This is a genomic window from Paracoccaceae bacterium (assembly GCA_012103375.1).
Classification (GTDB): Bacteria; Pseudomonadota; Alphaproteobacteria; order Rhodobacterales; family Rhodobacteraceae; genus WLWX01.
In genome coordinates, this window is sequence record WLWX01000001.1 from 3,321,199 (window position 1) to 3,337,083 (window position 15,885).

15 protein-coding genes are annotated in these 15,885 nt (G+C 61.4%); 7 read left to right on the plus strand and 8 right to left on the minus strand.

Going from position 1 to position 15,885, the window contains the following annotated elements:
• Window positions 1-12 precede the first annotated feature (12 nt).
• Window positions 13-483, minus strand: a complete 471-nt coding sequence (gene greA, locus GKR99_17010; GenBank protein ID NKB29154.1) for a transcription elongation factor GreA — start codon at window positions 481-483, stop codon at window positions 13-15.
• 190 nt (window positions 484-673) lie between these two features.
• On the opposite strand from greA, the gene GKR99_17015 reads away from it, so the two are divergent.
• The 3 genes from GKR99_17015 (at window position 674) to GKR99_17025 (ending at window position 4,964) form a co-directional block, all read left to right on the plus strand.
• Entirely contained in the window at window positions 674-2,326 is a 1,653-nt protein-coding gene (locus tag GKR99_17015; protein NKB29155.1) for an FAD-binding protein, read from the plus strand.
• A 78-nt stretch (window positions 2,327-2,404) separates the two neighbouring features.
• Window positions 2,405-4,129, plus strand: coding sequence for a tetratricopeptide repeat protein (locus GKR99_17020; GenBank protein NKB29156.1), 1,725 nt, complete (start codon window positions 2,405-2,407; stop codon window positions 4,127-4,129).
• Window positions 4,119-4,964 (plus strand): 4-(cytidine 5'-diphospho)-2-C-methyl-D-erythritol kinase, encoded by an 846-nt coding sequence (locus tag GKR99_17025; GenBank protein ID NKB29157.1) that lies wholly within the window; start codon window positions 4,119-4,121, stop codon window positions 4,962-4,964. Before GKR99_17020 ends, GKR99_17025 begins: the two co-directional genes overlap by 11 nt.
• Window positions 4,965-5,041: 77 nt before the next feature.
• Here the strand turns inward: GKR99_17025 and GKR99_17030 are convergent, their stop codons facing one another.
• Window positions 5,042-6,040 (minus strand): polyprenyl synthetase family protein, encoded by a 999-nt coding sequence (locus tag GKR99_17030; protein NKB29158.1) that lies wholly within the window; start codon window positions 6,038-6,040, stop codon window positions 5,042-5,044.
• 57 nt (window positions 6,041-6,097) lie between these two features.
• On the opposite strand from GKR99_17030, the gene GKR99_17035 reads away from it, so the two are divergent.
• The 3 genes from GKR99_17035 (at window position 6,098) to GKR99_17045 (ending at window position 7,347) form a co-directional block, all read left to right on the plus strand.
• The gene (locus GKR99_17035; protein ID NKB29159.1) at window positions 6,098-6,313 is read left to right on the plus strand and encodes a DUF2007 domain-containing protein; all 216 of its coding nucleotides are present in this window, start codon (window positions 6,098-6,100) and stop codon (window positions 6,311-6,313) included.
• Window positions 6,310-7,071, plus strand: a complete 762-nt coding sequence (locus tag GKR99_17040; GenBank protein NKB29160.1) for a methyltransferase — start codon at window positions 6,310-6,312, stop codon at window positions 7,069-7,071. Before GKR99_17035 ends, GKR99_17040 begins: the two co-directional genes overlap by 4 nt.
• 108 nt (window positions 7,072-7,179) lie before the next feature.
• Window positions 7,180-7,347, plus strand: coding sequence for a DUF465 domain-containing protein (locus GKR99_17045; GenBank protein NKB29161.1), 168 nt, complete (start codon window positions 7,180-7,182; stop codon window positions 7,345-7,347).
• 135 nt (window positions 7,348-7,482) lie between these two features.
• On the opposite strand, the gene phbB is transcribed toward GKR99_17045, so the two are convergent.
• The 5 genes from phbB to GKR99_17070 all read right to left on the minus strand — a co-directional run bounded on the left by phbB (window position 7,483) and on the right by GKR99_17070 (window position 11,854).
• Entirely contained in the window at window positions 7,483-8,208 is a 726-nt protein-coding gene (gene phbB / locus GKR99_17050) for an acetoacetyl-CoA reductase (protein NKB29162.1), read from the minus strand.
• Between the two features lie 120 nt (window positions 8,209-8,328).
• On the minus strand, window positions 8,329-9,504 hold the full coding sequence (locus tag GKR99_17055) for an acetyl-CoA C-acyltransferase (protein ID NKB29163.1): 1,176 nt from the start codon (window positions 9,502-9,504) through the stop codon (window positions 8,329-8,331).
• A 254-nt stretch (window positions 9,505-9,758) separates the two neighbouring features.
• Window positions 9,759-10,583: an EAL domain-containing protein gene (locus GKR99_17060; GenBank protein NKB29164.1), complete on the minus strand. Its 825-nt coding sequence runs from the start codon at window positions 10,581-10,583 to the stop codon at window positions 9,759-9,761.
• 141 nt (window positions 10,584-10,724) lie between these two features.
• A complete protein-coding gene (locus GKR99_17065; GenBank protein ID NKB29165.1) occupies window positions 10,725-11,621 on the minus strand; it encodes an IS3 family transposase in 897 nt (298 codons plus the stop codon).
• Window positions 11,567-11,854, minus strand: coding sequence for a transposase (locus GKR99_17070; GenBank protein NKB29166.1), 288 nt, complete (start codon window positions 11,852-11,854; stop codon window positions 11,567-11,569). The genes GKR99_17065 and GKR99_17070 overlap by 55 nt, the downstream gene beginning before the upstream one ends.
• A gap of 61 nt (window positions 11,855-11,915) precedes the next feature.
• Between GKR99_17070 and tag the strand changes: the two genes are divergently transcribed.
• A complete protein-coding gene (gene tag, locus GKR99_17075; GenBank protein NKB29167.1) occupies window positions 11,916-12,482 on the plus strand; it encodes a DNA-3-methyladenine glycosylase I in 567 nt (188 codons plus the stop codon).
• Between the two features lie 13 nt (window positions 12,483-12,495).
• Here the strand turns inward: tag and GKR99_17080 are convergent, their stop codons facing one another.
• Window positions 12,496-15,882, minus strand: coding sequence for an AcrB/AcrD/AcrF family protein (locus GKR99_17080; GenBank protein NKB29168.1), 3,387 nt, complete (start codon window positions 15,880-15,882; stop codon window positions 12,496-12,498).
• Between the last annotated feature and the right edge of the window lie 3 nt (window positions 15,883-15,885).

A 15,885-nucleotide genomic window follows, 5' to 3' on the forward strand; every position in this document is an offset into this window, starting at 1 on the left:
ATCGGGGCGTTGTCAGCGATAGCTGACGCTGAGGATCTCATAGGCGCGATCCCCACCGGGGGTGCGCACTTCAACGCTGTCACCTTCGTCCTTGCCGATCAGGGCGCGGGCCAGCGGGGATTTTATGTTCAGCAGGCCGCGTTCGATGTCGGCCTCGGGCTCACCCACGATCTGATAGCTTTTTTCTTCTTCGGTATCTTCGTCGACCAGCTTCACATGTGCGCCGAACTTCACGGTCCCGCTCAGCTTAGAGGTGTCGATCACATCGGCAAGCGACAGGATGCTCTCAAGCTCTTTCACGCGGCCTTCGATGAAGCTCTGCTTTTCGCGGGCGGCATGGTATTCGGCATTCTCGGACAGGTCGCCATGCTCGCGCGCTTCGGCAATCGCGCGGATCACGGCCGGGCGTTCTACGGACTTCAATTGTTTCAGCTCGGCATTCAAAGCGGTATGCCCCGCGTGGGTCAGCGGTATCTTATCCATCGAAGCCTCAGTCTCTGTGGGTAGGGCCAATCGGCAGTCTTTGCCTGCATCCCCTTAACCCAAGGCGGCCTGAAAAAGTCAAGCCTGACGCGGTTTCCCCGCAAGAATCCGCGCCGATGCTGTTTGGTTTTGGTTGACCCGCCGATGCGGTGCGGCCAAACCCGTTTTGACCAGATGAAGGGCCGAGAAGATGACTGAACAGCAGCGCGAATCCATGGACTATGACGTCGTGATCGTCGGGGCCGGTCCTGCCGGACTTTCCGCCGCAATCCGCCTGAAACAGCTGAACGCCGAACTTGAGGTTGTGGTGCTTGAGAAAGGGTCCGAGGTTGGCGCGCATATCCTGTCAGGCGCCGTGCTGGACCCATCGGGGCTGGATGCGCTGCTGCCCGATTGGCGGACCATGGGCGCGCCGATCACGGTGCCGGTGCGCAAGGACAACTTCTATTTCCTCGGGCCAGCCGGGAAGGCGCGCATCCCGAATTGGCCGATGCCGCCCCTGATGAACAACCACGGCAATTTCATCGTCTCGATGGGCAATGTCTGCCGCTGGATGGCCGAACAGGCCGAGGCGCTGGGCGTCGAAATCTTCCCCGGCATGGCGGCAAGCGAAGTTGTCTGGGGCGATGATGGCCGCGTCGCCGGGGTGGTCGCTGGTGAGTTTGGCAAGAACTCTGACGGCACACCCGGTGCAAACTATGAACCCGGGATGGAGCTGCGCGGAAAATACGTCCTGCTGGGCGAAGGCGCGCGCGGCAGCCTGTCAAAGCAGGTGATTGCGAAATTTGGACTGTCGGACGGGGCCGAGCCGCAGAAATTCGGCCTTGGCATGAAAGAGATCTGGGAGGTTGATCCCGACAAGCACCGCGAAGGCACCGTCACCCATACGATGGGCTGGCCACTGGGCAAGAACGCGGGCGGCGGATCGTTCATCTATCATCTTGACAACAATCAGGTTTACGTCGGTTTCGTGGTTCATCTGAACTATGAAAACCCGCATCTGTTCCCGTATATGGAGTTCCAGCGTTTCAAGCATCACCCGGTGGTGGCCGACCTGTTGGAGGGCGGCAAACGCATCGCTTATGGAGCGCGCGCCATCACCGAAGGCGGCTGGCAGTCGATGCCGAAACTGGAATTCCCTGGTGGCGCGCTGCTGGGCTGTGCCGCTGGCATGGTCAACCTGCCGCGCATCAAAGGCAATCACAACGCGATGTTGTCCGGTATCGCAGCGGCCGACGCGGCGGTTGCGGCCATCGGCGACGGGCGCGATGGCGATCTGCTGGGCGGGTACGAAGCGGATGTGCGCAGCGGGCCAATTGCGTCGGATCTGAAACGGGTGCGCAATGTCAAACCGCTGTGGTCACGCTATGGCTTGCTGGCTTCGCTTGTCGGCGGGGACATGGATATGTGGACCAACTCAATCGTGCCGGGGCTGTCTGTCTTTGGCACCCTGAAGCACGGCAAGACGGATGCAGCCGCCACCGGCCGCGCGGCAGATTATCCGGTAATCGACTATCCCAAACCGGACGGCACCCTGTCGTTTGACCGGCTGACCAACGTGGCGTTTTCCTTCACCAATCACGAGGAATCGCAGCCTGCACATCTGAAACTGGCGGACGCCTCGATCCCCGTGGACCAGAACCTGCCGACATTCGCAGGCCCCTCGGCAAAATATTGCCCGGCTGGGGTCTATGAATTCGTTGGCGAAGGCGTCGAGACGACGTTCCAGATCAACTTTCAGAACTGCGTTCACTGCAAGACCTGCGACATCAAGGATCCGGCGCAGAATATCACCTGGACGGTCCCTCAGGGCGGCGACGGGCCGAATTATCCCAACATGTAAACTTCGCGTGCCCGCATTGCCTTGACCATGGGGTCGCCCTAACTTGCGGGCAAAGCCGTCCGAGCAGAAGGTACATGCATGCCCGTTTTTCCGCGTCGTTTCGCTTCACCGATCTTGTTGAGCGCTTTTTTGTTGGCCCCCCTGGTCAGCCCGGCCACCGCCCAAGGACTGGCCGGAAACTATCTGGCCGCACGCCACGCGACGATCTTTTACGATTTTGACAAGCTGGCCGAACATGCCGGGCGGGCGCTGGCGCTGGACCGCGAAAATCCGGCGCTGCTGGAATCGACCATGCAGGCCTATGTCTCGATCGGGCGTGTGGACCGGGCGGTGAAACTTGCGCTGCGGATGCAGGAACTTACAGACGCCGGGCAGCTTTCGGGCATGGTGATCTTCGCCGATCTGGCCAAGCAGGGTGACTGGGACGGGATCATCGCCGATCTGGACGCCGGCGTGACCGTTGGCCCGCTGTTTGACGGGTTGATCCGCGGCTGGGCGCAGGTTGGGCTGGGCGATCTGGAGGGCGCGCAAAAGACATTTGAGACTGTGTCGACCGAAACCGGCCTGCAGGCCTTTGGCGAATACCACCGTGCGCTTGCGATGGCGGTGACTGGCGATCTTGCCGGTGCAGCCGCGATTTTCGATGGTGGTGAAGCAGGGCGCGTCAGCCTGACTCGCAATGGCAACATCACCTACTTCCAGATCCTCAGCCAGCTGGATCGCCAGGATGATGCCGTCGCCCGCCTTGACGAGGTGTTCGGACCCACCGCTGACCCGGCCCTGACGACGCTGCGAGACAGTCTGCTGGCTGGCCAGAAAGTGCCGGTCGCAACAATGACCTCGGTCGCCGATGGCGTGGCCGAGGTGTTTTTTTCTATCGCAGGCGCCCTGAACGGAGAGGCGGATCACGCCTATACGCTGCTCTATTCGCGCCTCGCCTCGCATCTCAGCCCGGCGCATATCGAAGCCCTGTTGATGAGCGCGAACAAGCTGGAACAGCTCAAACAATACGATCCCGCGACCGAGGTTTACCGCGCCGTGCCGCGCAATTCTTCGGTGTTTTATGCCGCCGAACTGGGCCGCGCCGAAGCGCTGCGCCTGTCCGGCGACCCAGAGGCAGCGGTCGAGGTGATCAGCGCGCTGGCTTCCGAATTCCCCGACCTGTCGCTGATCCACATCACGCTGGGCGACACCCTGCGCCGGATGGGCGAATACCAGCGCAGCAGCGAAGCCTATGACCGCGCCATCGCCCTGCTCGGCCCCGAAAACCCGAACCACTGGCTGGTCTATTTCGCCCGCGGCATCACGCACGAGCGCACGGATCGCTGGGTCCAGGCCGAAGACGATATGCGCCGCGCCCTGCGCCTGTCCCCGGATCAGCCCTCGGTTCTGAATTACCTCGGCTATACGATGGTCGAACGGCAGGAGAATCTCGACGAAGCGCTGGACATGATCCAGAAAGCCGCCGCGGCCGAGCCAGACTCAGGCCACATCATCGACTCGCTGGGATGGGTTCTGTACCGGTTGGGCCGCTATGATGAAGCGGTCGAACCGATGGAGCGTGCATCGCAGCTGATGGCGGTTGACCCCGTGGTCAATGACCACCTTGGCGATGTCTATTGGGCCGTGGGCCGCAAGCTGGAGGCCGAGTTTCAGTGGAAGCGCGCGCTGTCTTTCGTCGATCCGGAAGATGCGGATTCCGAGGCTGACCCAGACCGTATCCGGCGCAAACTGGAAGTGGGCCTCGACGTCGTGCTTGCCGAAGAAGGCGCCGCGCCGCTGACCGTCGCCGATGACGGCTGAGGCACTCGCGCCTGCCAAAATCAACCTGACGCTGCATGTCACGGACCGGCGGGACGATGGCTATCACCTGCTCGATTCGCTGGTGGTTTTCGCGGGCGTTGGCGACCGGATCACGGCCAGCCCGGCCGACAAGGTGTCACTTGAAGTAACGGGGCCGATGGCTGCGGGTGTTCCAACTGACGGCTCCAATCTGGTCTTGCGGGCGGCTGGCCTGATGCCGGATTGCCCGGCCCGCATCACCCTGGACAAGCACCTGCCAGCCGCCGCCGGGATTGGCGGCGGGTCCAGCGACGCCGCCGCCACAATCCGCGCTCTGACGCATCTGGGTGGTACACCACCACCGGATAATTCTGTGCTGACATTGGGGGCCGATGTGCCGGTCTGCCTTGCCAACAGGCCGGCCCGGATGCGGGGTATCGGTGGTGATATCGGGAAGGTTCCAGCCCTACCGCCTGCGCATCTTGTGCTGGTCAATCCCGGTATCGCGGTCCCAACCGCGCAAGTCTTTGCCGCATTGGATGGCAGGTCAGGCAAACCCATGCCCGAAACACTGCCCGATTGGGACGACACAGACACACTGGCGCAGTGGCTGTCCGGCCAGCGAAACGATCTGGAAACCCCGGCCTGCGCAATCGCACCCGTCATCAATGACGTGTTAACCGCGCTGTCAAACCAGCCCGATTGCCTGCTGGCGCGCATGTCCGGGTCCGGCGCGACCTGCTTTGGGCTGTTTGCCACAGACACTCAGGCCGCGCGGGCAGCCAGGGATCTCGGCACCGCCCACCCGACATGGTGGGTCGTCGACGCGCCGATCCTGGGCGCCAACCACGGCTAAACACGCCGCGCCCTGCCATCATTGACCCAAAAATATCCCCGCCGGAGGCTCCTATACGTCCAGCCAACGCCCGGGCTTCAGCTGATCCGCGCCACCACAAAGTCCACCAGATCGCTCAGCATCCCGCGCAGCGGATCATCGGGAAGCGGGTGCAGCGCGGCCTTAGCCTGCCCGGCCCAGTGCAGCGCGGTGTCGCGGGTGCTGTCCAGCACGCCATGACGCTCCATAATCCGCAGCGCTTCGGCAAGATCGCCATCGGATTGCTTACCCCTGCCGATGGTCCGATCCCAGAATGCACGCTCATCAGCGTCCGCGGCGGCGACTGCGCGGATCACCGGCAGCGACATCTTGCGTTCGCGAAAATCATCGCCCAGCGACTTGCCCATCGCCTCGGTCCCGGAATAATCCAGCAGGTCGTCGACCATCTGAAACGCAATCCCCAGTGCATCGCCATAGTCCCGCAACGCGATAATCTGATCTTCCGGCGCTTCAGCCAATGCCGCGCCTGATTCGCAAGCCGCCTGAAACAACGCCGCGGTCTTGCCCCGGATCACCCGAAGATATGTCGCCTCATCCGTTGCCAGGTTTGCGGCGACGGTCAGTTGCAACACTTCGCCTTCGGCAATCGTCGCCGCCGCATTCGACAGAATATCCAGAACCCTGAGCGACCCCGGTTCGACCATCATCTGAAAAGCGCGCGCAAACAGATAATCACCCACCAGGACCGAGCTGGAATTGTCCCACAACAGGTTCGCCGTGGGTCGCCCGCGCCGCTCGGCACTTTCATCAACCACATCATCATGCAGCAGCGTGGCGGTGTGAATGAACTCGACCGTGGTGGCCAGATGCACGTGGTAAGGGCCCGCGTATTTGCACAGGTTCGCCGCCGCCAGCACCAGCATCGGACGCACCCGCTTGCCGCCCGCACCGACCAGATGCGCCGTCACCTCGGGGATGCGCGGCGCATTCTCTGAAGACATGCGTTCCCGGATCATCGCATCAACTGCACTCAAATCGCTGGCCAGCGCCTCGGCCAGCCGTTGATGCGGCGCAATCGCGGCGTCGATCACGTTCATGGGCATTGACGCAGTGGTGCCTCGACAAGGTCGGTGCAACTTCCTAAGTCCGTTAAGATGAAAGAGCTTCTGCGCACCACCGACCCCACGATTGTCGCCTTCGTCACGGCCCTGCTGGGCGGCGAGGATATAGACTGCTTTCCCATGGACGTCCACATGAGCGTTCTGGAAGGCTCGATCGGCATTCTGCCCCGCCGCATCATGGTGCGAGAGCGTGATCACTTCCGCGCCGCCGCTGTGCTGCGCGACAATGACGTCCCCATGGACGGATGAGCGATGCCACCCTGACCTGCGACGCTTTTCTGGGCGGTCAGTTGATGATTGAACAGCCAAAACGCGGATATCGTGCCGGAATAGACCCTGTTCTTCTGGCGGCATCAGTGACTGCCACCGCAGGACAATCGGTGCTGGAATTGGGTTGCGGCGTCGGCGTCGCGGCCCTTTGCCTTGCAGCGCGGGTGCCGGGCCTGGACATAACCGGCGTCGAGGTTCAGCCCGATTACGCCGCACTGGCACAACGCAATGCAGCCTCGAATAATCTGATTTTCAATGTGGCTATCGCCGATTTGGCCAAGCTTCCCGCCGATCTGCGCCAGCGCCGGTTCGACCATGTGATCGCAAACCCACCCTATTTTGACCGCCAGACCGGCCCGCAGGCCAATAACCCGGGGCGAGAGGTCGCATTGGGCGAAACAACCCCGCTTGAACAATGGCTGGAGAATGCCCGCAAGCGGCTGCGTGACGGCGGACGGATGACCCTGATCCAACGCGTGGATCGCCTGCCCGCTTGCCTTGCTGGGCTGGATCACCGCATGGGTTCGGTCATTGTCCGCCCGCTGGCGGCACGCCCTGGCCGGCCACCCGAATTGTTCCTGTTGCAGGCCACAAAGGGCGGGCGGGCCAAGTTCCGACTTCTCGCGCCGATACATCTGCATTCCGGGGACGCTCATTCCGAAGGGCCCAAGGACTACACAGCCACCATCGCTGCGGTTCTGTCGAAATCTGCCCGCCTTGACGCATTTTCGCCTTAACACGGCGGTAACCTTGCATCTGCAACACTAAGGTGACGTGAAACAGGTGACAGACGGCCCTATATGTGGTGGACTGAAACCGCAGACATCTGAAACAGGAGGATACCAATGAGCCTGAGTTCGCACCTGCAGGAACTCCGCAAGAAGCATCAAACCCTGTCCGAAGACGTAGAGGCCGCGCAGAAAGAACCGGCCAGCGATGACCTCGTCATTGCTGAAATGAAAAAGCAGAAACTGCGATTGAAAGAAGAAATCTACCGATTATCAGGCGCTTAAGAAAGATCCCACGTTCGGGGACTGATCGGATGTGACAGCTGTCGCAGCCGATCAGCGAAGTTTTCGTCGCGCTCCGCACGCCGACCGCCAAGGGGGCGACCAGCCCCCGTTGGGTCGCCGTCAGGCGAATTCGGATCAGGCCAGATACTGGCCGCCATTTGCGCTGAGTGTCGCGCCGGTGATGAAACCGGCGTCATCGCTTGTCAGGAAGGCGACGGCGCGGGCAATCTCGTCCGCTTCGCCCAGGCGCCCGACGGGGATTGCAGGCAGGATCACCTCGTCCATCACCTTCTGGGGAATTGTGCTCATCATCTCGGTGTTGATGTAACCAGGTGCGACCACGTTCACCGTGATGCCTGCGCGCGCGCCTTCCTGGGCCAGGGATTTGGTGAAGCCGATGTCGCCTGCCTTTGATGCGGCATAGTTTGCTTGCGCGAACTGGCCCTTCTGACCGTTGATCGAACTGATGGTGACGATGCGCCCGAATTTCCGCTCGCGCATGCCGCCCCAGACATTGTGGGTCATGTTGAAGACGCCGGTCAGGTTGGTTCCGATGACCTCGTGCCACTGCTCGGGTGTCATCCGGTGGAAGGGCGCGTCGCGGGTGATCCCGGCGTTGTTCACCAGAATATCGACGGGGCCAAGGTCACCTTCAATCTGCGCGATGCCAGCTTTGCAGGCGTCATAGTCGCCGACGGACCACTTGTAAGTCTTGATGCCGGTTTCGGCTGTGAAGGCGGCGGCGGCCTCGTCATTGCCGCCATAGGTCGCGGCAACGTCGCAGCCATCCGCTTTCAGTTTTTTCGCAATTGCTGCGCCGATGCCGCGCGATCCGCCGGTAACCAGGGCCACTCGTGCCATGTCGTCTCTCCATTTGATGCAGGTGCGCCATCGGGTCTGCCGAAGCGCAGGTTTCACTTGGTAACAAGATTAGTTATATTGAGTCACCTGCGCAATTAAATTACGCAGGTGATATTCGCGTTAGCGCTCGACGCACATAGCGACGCCCATGCCGCCGCCGATGCATAGCGTGGCGAGGCCTTTCTTGGCGTCGCGCCGCTGCATTTCGAACAGCAAGGTGTTCAGGACGCGCGCGCCAGAGGCACCGATCGGGTGGCCAATGGCAATCGCGCCGCCGTTGACGTTCACAATCGCCGGATCCCAGCCCATGTCCTTGTTCACGGCACAGGCCTGGGCGGCAAACGCCTCATTGGCTTCGACAAGATCAAGATCGCCGACCGACCAACCGGCTTTTTCCAGCGCCTTGCGCGACGCATGGATTGGACCGACACCCATGATCGACGGGTCCAGACCGGCGGTGGCATAGCTGGCGATCCGCGCCATCGGGGTGATGCCGCGTTTCTCGGCGTCATCGGCGCTCATCACCAGAACGCCTGCCGCGCCGTCGTTGATGCCGCTGGCGTTGGCTGCGGTCACGGTGCCGCCATCGCGCACGAAGGCAGGGCGCAGTTTCTGCATGCCTTCGATGTTTGCGCCGTGGCGGATGTATTCATCCTTGTCGACCACGATGTCGCCCTTGCGGGTTTTCACTGTAAATGCCGCGATCTCATCAGCGAACTTGCCAGCGTTCTGCGCAGCTTCGGCCTTGTTCTGGCTGGCGACGGCGAATTCGTCCTGCATATCGCGGCTGATCTGCCATTTTTCGGCAACGTTTTCAGCCGTCTGGCCCATGTGATAGCCGTTGAACGCATCCCAGAGGCCGTCTTTGATCATCGAGTCGATGAATTTCAGGTCGCCCATCTTGTAACCCGCGCGCAGGTTCTGCACATGGGGACTCATCGACATGTTTTCCTGACCGCCAGCGGCGACAATCGAAGCATCACCAAGCTGCACATTCTGGGCAGCGAGTGCGACGGCGCGCAGGCCCGAACCACAAACCTGGTTGATCCCCCAGGCGGCGCTTTCGATCGGCAGCCCTGCGTTGATATGCGCCTGCCGCGCGGGGTTCTGGCCCTGTCCGGCGGTCAGCACCTGCCCCAGAATCGTCTCGCTCACTTCGGATTTGTCGATCCCGGCGCGTTCAACCAGCGCTTCCAACATAGTGGCCCCAAGATCATGGGCAGGGGTGTTGGCAAAACTGCCAGAAAAACTGCCGACTGCTGTGCGCGCGGCCGAGGCGATAACGACGTTGGTCATGGGATCATGGCTCCTTGGGTCGGTCCGGTGATCGCGCATAGGCGCGGCACGGACGGCTGAACTGCATATTGCGCGGAGTCCTATGGCCAAGACAGCAATCGCGCAACTGTCAGATGATCGCAGGGAAGCCGGTATTCGCCAAATGCATGTCCAACCGGGGGCCGTTCAGGGGTCAATCGTTTTGGAATCTCACCTCAGAATGCTTGCGCGATCCGCCTCAGCCCGCCAGCTTTTCTGCAATACCACCCCGGTATTCAGCCAACAGCGCGGATCGAATCGCATGTGTTCCACTCAGGCTCAAGCGTCGGAATACCGAAGTAATAGCCTTGCAGACAATCCACCCCAGCCTGGGTTAGCCAGGCGGCATCGGCCGCAGATTCCACCGATTCGGCCACCGTGAACATCTCAAAATGTTGACCGACGGCCATCATTGCCTGCACCATCACCTGATTGTCCGGGTCATGCGCAATGCCGCGAATGAACTGACCATCGATCTTCAGAATATCGAAACAGAACTGCTTGAAATACCGAAACGCGGTATAGCCCGCGCCAAAATCATCAAGCGCAAAGGAAATGCCGCGATCCTGCAGATCGGCCATGAACACCTGAACGATTTCCGGCACGACGATGGCCGAGCTTTCAGTGATCTCCAGGATCAGGCGCGCAGCGACCGTATGATCCTGCGCCAATGCGGCATTCAGCGTATCCGTCCAGCGCGGATAGCCGATCGACCGTGCCGACATGTTGATCGACAGCCGCAGCGCAGGATCAGCGCGCAAGGCCGCGATGCCGTGTTCTAATGCCAGGCAGTCAATAACGCGCCCCAGTTCCTGCGTTTCCACTGCATCAATGAAGTCGCGCGCAGGGATGACCCGGCCAACCGGATCCAGAATGCGGATCAGCCCCTCATAAAACGCCACCCGGTCCGGGCGCGCCGACTGGATGACGGGCTGAAACGCCAGGCGCACGGATTTACGCTCCACCGCATCGCGCACCATTGTCACCGTGTCGCGCTGTCGTCGCGCCACGGCAGCCGCAAGCGGGCTTTCCATGCCGTGCGGCACCGCTGTCATGTCCATCTGCGACCTCGCCCAGTTAGAGTGCTCAGGGTCTCAGATGAGGCCCTACGTCCTAAGAATTCGTTAATGGTCGCATTTTGTTCCAATTTGAGGTAACTCGGAGCAATTCTGCCAACTGATTGAAAACGCAAGGAACACTGTCTAGCCCCCAAGTTCTGGGCCATTTCTGATTAGAGTTTCTGGCATTGGTGGTCGCATGTTCAGAGCCTGGTGCGGACGTGTGTGGTTGTACTGCTTAAGCCAATGATTGATGACGATCTGTGCCTGTTTCGTTGTTGTGAACCATTCAGCGTTGAGGATCTCGTGCCGGAGAGTGCCGTTGAACCTCTCGTTGTATCCGTTTTCCCAAGGGGACCCCGGATAGATTCTAATTGGTCGAACACCAACGCGAACCAACCACTCCTGCATCGCCTTGGCTACGAACTCTGGGCCGTTGTCGGAGCGGATATACTCCGGCGTGCCATGGCAGAGGAGCAGCGGATATAGCGCCTCCAGAACATCTTCGGCGCCCATCCTGCTGCGAACTTCCACGGCCAGGGCCTGCCGGGTGTACTCATCCAGAACGGTCAGCATCTTGTAGCTCCGGCCATTGCTGAGCTTGTCGTGAACGAAGTCGATGCTCCAGATGTGGTTCGGATGCGTCGGCCTGAGGCGAATGATCGAGCTGTCCTTGTGATAAAGCCGTCTGCGCTTCCTGTGCCGCTGCGGGAGTTGCAGTCCTTCTTCCTGCCAGAGACGCTCAACCTTCTTATGATTGACCCGCCAGCCCTCGATGCGCAGGAGTTCCGAAACTTTACGATAGCCGTAGCGCCCATATTGCTTGGCCAGGCGGATCAAAGCGAGCCGTAGAGCATCATCGTCTTTTGGCGCGGGTCGATATTGCAGAGAGTTTCGCGCCAGACCGACGACCCGGCAGGTCCTCCGCTCCGAGGTCGCGAGCTTTTGGCGCGTATGAATAACGGCCTGACGGAGCTCCCCAGTCGTCAGGCCCTGGGCTTTAAGTAGTTCAGGCTTTCTTTGAGGATCAGCTTGTCCAATTCAAGCTCAGCGACGATCTTCTTGAGACGCCCATTCTCCTTTTCCAGGCTGCGCATCTCCGACAACTGCGACCGTCCCATACCACCAAACCGTTTCCGCCAGTTGTAATATGTCGCATCGCTGATGCCGACGCTACGACACGCCGATGCAACGTCACTTCCTCCCGTCAGCTTCAGCTCAATCTCACGCAGCAGCTTCAATACATCTTCGTCCGAATGCCGTTTCCGTGCCATTACATATTCCCCTCTCAAGACCAATGTAGTGGCCCAGTTTTAGGGGGGAAGGACACCACTGATGAATGAACGCTGCGATTGGTGCGGGGATGATCCGCTGTATGTGGCCTATCATGACACCGAATGGGGTGTGCCCGAACGTGACAGCCGCGCCCTGTGGGAGAAACTGATTCTCGACGGGTTTCAGGCCGGGCTGGCCTGGATCACCATCCTGAAAAAGCGCGAAAGCTTTCGCGCGGCGTTCCAGGGTTTTGATCCGAACGTCATCGCTGGCTGGGGTGAGGCCGAAGTGACGCGCCTGCTTGCCGATCCGGGCATCGTGCGGCACCGGGGCAAGATCGAAGCCACGATCAGCAACGCCCGCGCCTGGCAGAAGATCGAGGCGGAACAGGGTTTCGACACCTTCCTGTGGTCTTATGTGGGCGGCACGCCACTGGTGAACCACCCAAAGACAATGGCCGATGTTCCCGCGCAGACCGCTTTGTCGCAACAGGTCAGCAAGGACCTCAAGAAAGCCGGATTCAAGTTTTGCGGCCCGACGATTGTTTATGCCTTCATGCAGGCGAGTGGTCTGATCAATGACCACATGGTCGGCTGCGCGCGCCACGAACAGGTTCAGCGCCTCTAGCCGGGGTTGCAGATCAACCCGCGCGCCGCTGTCCGGTGGTTGCGACGATCAGTGCCACGGCCCCATAGGCCAACACCGCCAACGCGGCCACACCGGCAACAAACAGCGCCGCAGCCATAACCGGTGATCCCGTGTCGCCACCTGCGAGTGCGCTCAGCGGACCGGGCATTGCCCCCGTGGCCAGCGTCCAGCCGATGGTCGCGGCAAACCAACCAGCGGCCAGCAGGGCGGTCAGGCGTGTCGCAATCCCGGCTGCCCCGGCCCGCCCGGTCAGGGCGCGTCGCACCGACTGCAACTGCCGGCGCACATCGTGCTGCATCGCCATCAGCGACGGCACCACCAGCAACACCAGCACCATGCCAAAACCCAGACCATAGACCAGCGTGATCACCGTCGGCTTCAGGAATTGCGCCTGTGCTGACCGCTCGAACAGCAGCGGCGTCAGCCCAAGAACCGTGGTCAGCGTGGTCAGCAACACCGGGCGCAGCCGATCCGCCGCCCCGTCGATAATCGCCGGAAACAGGCCCCGATCCTGGGCATAATCGTCAATCGTTGTCACCAGCACGATGGAATCGTTGATGATGATCCCGGTCATCCCGATCAGCCCGACGACCGTGAACATGCTCAGCGGGACCTCCCAGGCGACATGGCCGTAGATCGTCCCGATCAGCCCAAACGGAATGATCGCCATCACCACCATCGGCCGCGTCCAGCTGGAGAAGATCCACCCCAGCACCAGATAGATCCCCGCCAGACACAGAACCAACCCGGTCAGCGCATCGCTGAGGAACCGGTTTTCCTGTTCCGCAAGACCGCCCATCCGGGTGACAACGCCAAAATCCTCTTCCAGTTTGGGCAGAATAGTCTCTTGCAGCGCCTGCATGATCGCCTGCGCGCGGGCCGGATCATCCTCGGACACATCACCGGTGACCGAAACGACGCGCAGACCGTTCTCTCGCCGGACCGTCGAAAACCCGGCGCGTCGGTCGACCGACACGATGTCGGCCAGGTTCACATAGGTCCCCGACCCGGTACGCACCTGCGTCCGGTCCAGGAAATCCGCCGTCAGCTCCCCCTCGGGCAGTTCCACCCGGATGCTGGCCGAGCGTGTGCCATCCGGGAAGGTTGCCGCTTCGATGCCGTTCAGGCGGTTCCGCAGAACCCGGCCCAACTCGTCAATGGTGATCCCCAGCGCAAGACCCTGCGGCGTGAGGTCTAGGATCAGTTCTTCCTTGTCGAAGGCCAGGCTATCCTCGACCGCCGATACTTCGGGGAATTGCGCAACGCTGGTCTTCAGGTCTTCGGCCGCCGCCTTCAGCGTCTCAGCGGACGACCCGAAAAGTTCGACGTCCAGCGCATCACCGCCCGGGCCGGACCGCCAGCCGCGAAAGCTGATGGTTTCCAGCAGCAGATGGCGTGGCACCGCGTCCTGCAAAGCGGCCACAAATGCGAAAGAGGAATAGGGCCGCAAGTCTGCATCAATCAGCTCAATCGCGACCGAGCCCAGAAGTGAGGCATCCTTGGTGTCCACGCCTGACAGCCCGCGCCCGGTGGTCCCGCCAATCTCGGCAATCACATAATCCAGCGGATTGCGCCCATGCTCGGCCTCATACGTTGCGCCAAGCTCCTCAACCGTGTTCTGCAAGGTCCGCATCATCGCCAGCGTATCGGCCCGCGTCGCCCCTTCGGTCATCGCGAAATTGCCCGAGACTGACCCGCGTTCCGGCGCGTTGAAGAACCGCCATTGCACATCACCGCGAATGAAGATCGACACCTGGCTGGCAAGGATCACGATCACCCCGGCAATCACCGGATAGCGCGCCCAGATCACCCCGGCCATCAGCGGGCGGAACAGATTCTCGCGCAACCAGGAAAACCCGCGGTTCACCACCCGGCTGGGGAAATCATACCAATGTTCCCTGGCCGAATGCTTCAGCGCATGCGCCATATGGTTCGGCAGGATCAGAAAACACTCAACGAGTGAGGCGATCAGAACCACGATCACTGTAAACGGGATGTCCTTGATCAAGTCGCCAAAGCGTCCGCCGACCGCAACAAGACCGAAAAACGCGATCACCGTCGTCAGCGTGGCCGAGAAGACCGGCGGGAACATCCGCCGCGCGGCGTTCTCTGCCGCCGTCGTCGGGTCTTCACCAAGGCGTCGCACGCGGAAATCCGCATGCTCACCCACGACAATCGCGTCATCCACCACGATCCCCAACGTGATGATCAGCACAAAAAGCGAGATCATGTTGATCGTCAGCCCAAAGGCGAACATCAGCGCGAAGGTCGCGGTCACCGCCACCGGAATGCCGGCGGCAACCCAGAATGCCGTGCGCGCGTTCAGGAACAGGAACAGCAGCCCGACAACCAGCGCCAGACCCAGCGCGCCGTTATCCAGCAGCAACTTCAAACGCCCGGTGATCGCCTCGGCCCTTGTGCGGATCAGATCGATATTCACCTCTGCGGGCAGGGTCAGAACCATGTCGGCGGCCACCGCCTCGACCTGACGCTGCATGCCAATCGCGTCACCCCGATCCGTGCGGTCCACCCGAATGGAAATCGCCGGATCCGGCCCGACGAAATAGGCGCGATTGCGGTCAATCCCCTCGCTGCGCACGGTCGCGACATCGCCAATCCGCAGCTTCGATCCATCGGGGTTCGAGCGTAGGACAATATCGGCGATCTGCGCGGAACTGCGCTTGGCCACCCCGGTGCGCACCCGCGCGGTGCCTGCGACATCTCCGGCAGGATCCGCCTCAGCCTCGGCAGCGATGGCCGAGGCGATGGCCGCCATGGTCAGATCGTGCCGGATCAAACTGATCGAGGGGACTTCGACCACCACCTCGGGCGCGGCGACCCCCCGGATCGTGGTCCTTGTGACCCCCTCGGCGAATAAACGGGCGACGAATTCATCGGCGAAACGGCCCAGTTGATCAACGCCGACCGGCCCTGTGATCACAACGTCGGTGACCCGGTCGCGCCAGGCACCGCGCCGCACGTTGGGATCCTCGGCATCCTCGGGCAGATTGCTGACCGCATCGACGGCGGCCTGCACATCATCCGCCGCCCGCGCCATATCCCAGCCCGGTTCAAACTCCAGCGTGATCGAGGCATTGCCTTCGCGCGACCGCGCCGTCGAGCTTTCGACACCTTCGACGGTCAACAACGCCGGTTCCATCAATTGCACGATGGCGGCGTCCACATCATCGGCCCCGGCGCCGTCCCAGCGGACGCTTACGGTGACATCGTCGATGATCACATCGGGGAAAAACTGGCTGCGCATCTGCGGCAGGGCGGTCAGCCCCAGCACCATCATCACAACCAGCAGCAGGTTGGCCGCCGTCCAATGGCGCGCAAAATATCCAAGGATGCCGCCGGTCCCCTCAAACCGCCGCATCGC